Here is a 1,556-nt window from a genome sequence, read left to right as displayed (position 1 = left end):
CTAGACGATATGAAGTGTGGTGATCGCCTGACGTAGGACTGGAACCCCGGGTTCAAAGAGGTTCGTGGGTTGCCGGTCCACGGTCTGTTCCGCAATCTGGTGCGGGGTGTGGACTGGTAGAGCCACATTTGAACGTCTGGAGGTTCCAGCCATGAACAAGCGTACCTATGTCGGTTTGGATGTCCACGCGCGCAGCGCCAAGGGCTGCGCTATCGACGGTGAGACCGGCGAGATTCTGCGCCAGAGCCTGGCGGCCAACGATGCCGGGATCGCCGAATGGGTAGCCGGGCTGCCTGGCCCCGTCCTGGTTGTCTACGAGGCAGGTCCGACCGGATTCGGCCTGGCCCGGTGTCTGAATGCCGTCGGGATGGAATGTGTGGTCGCGGCGCCGTCCAAACTCCAGCGTCCGTCCGGGGACCGGGTGAAGACCGATGCCCGCGATGCTGAACATCTGGCCCGGTTGGCCCTGCTGGGGCAGATCACCCCGGTGCGGGTCCCGGGCCCTTCCCAGGAGGCGGCCCGGGATCTGGTCCGGGCCCGCGAGGACGTCCGGGCGGACCTGATGAGGGCCAGACACCRTGTCTCGAAGCTCCTGCTGCGTCACGGCCTCGTCTACTCCGGCGGCCATGCCTGGACCGACGCCCATCACACCTGGCTGCACCGGCAACACTTCGAAGACCCTGCCCTGCAGGCCGCCTACGAGGCCGGTCTGGAAATGGCGGAGCTGACGCTGGACCGTCGGAACCGGCTGGATGCGAAGATCGCCGCGATGGCGGCAACCGAGCCGTATGCCCCGGTGGTGCATGCCCTGATGTGTCTGCGCGGGATCTCGGTGCTGACCGCTTTCGGCCTCGCCGTGGAGATCGGCGACTGGACCCGCTTCACCGGCTCCACCATCGGCGCGTATCTGGGCCTGGTCCCCTCCGAGCACTCTTCCGGCGCCTCCCGGTCCCAGGGTGCGATCACCAAGACCGGAAACACCCACGCCCGCCGGCTGCTGGTCGAGGCGGCCTGGCACCACCGCCGCCCCTACAACAACGCCAGCCGCGACATGCGCTCCCGCTGGGACGCAGCCGACGAGGCTTCCCGCGTCCGCGGCCACCAGGGCAACCACCGGCTGCACCGGAAATGGGAGCAATTCGAAGCCCGGCACAAACGCCGGGTCATCGCGAACGTCGCCATCGCCCGCGAACTGGCCGGCTGGTGCTGGTCCCTCGCGGCCCCCGTCCAACAGGAGCACCCATGGACGAATGACTAGACGTGCCGTTCCCGGCCCCGCCCGGACGGCTTGGCAGCGTGGAGGAGACCCGCGACACAGCTATGGACAACCGGTACCCACCGGTGACGCCCGACATTGCTAGACCAGCGGCACCCCTCCAGCCGAACACCTCGTCCTGCGGTAACCAACCCGCGCATATCAGTCTGACAGCGCCGTCGTTCACGACGCGCCAGCCATCCAGATCAGGCCAGGGAACGGACACAAAAGAGCGGTCCAAGACAAACCAGCCTTGGACCGCTCACCCTTGCCCTCTTGACAAAGAACTCCTACATATCAG

General features: G+C 66.7%; 1 protein-coding gene. It reads left to right on the top strand.

The features are described 5' to 3' along the window. Nucleotides 1-151 precede the first annotated feature (151 nt). The gene (locus AC1DEM_RS21595; protein ID WP_476886323.1) at nucleotides 152-1,258 is read left to right on the top strand and encodes an IS110 family RNA-guided transposase; all 1,107 of its coding nucleotides are present in this window, start codon (nucleotides 152-154) and stop codon (nucleotides 1,256-1,258) included. Nucleotides 1,259-1,556: the final 298 nt, after the last annotated feature.

Source organism: Arthrobacter sp. 05T420 (genome assembly GCF_056396305.1).
The sequence above is the reverse complement of the archived record's forward strand: the minus strand, read 5'-3'. Positions and strand labels throughout refer to the sequence as shown.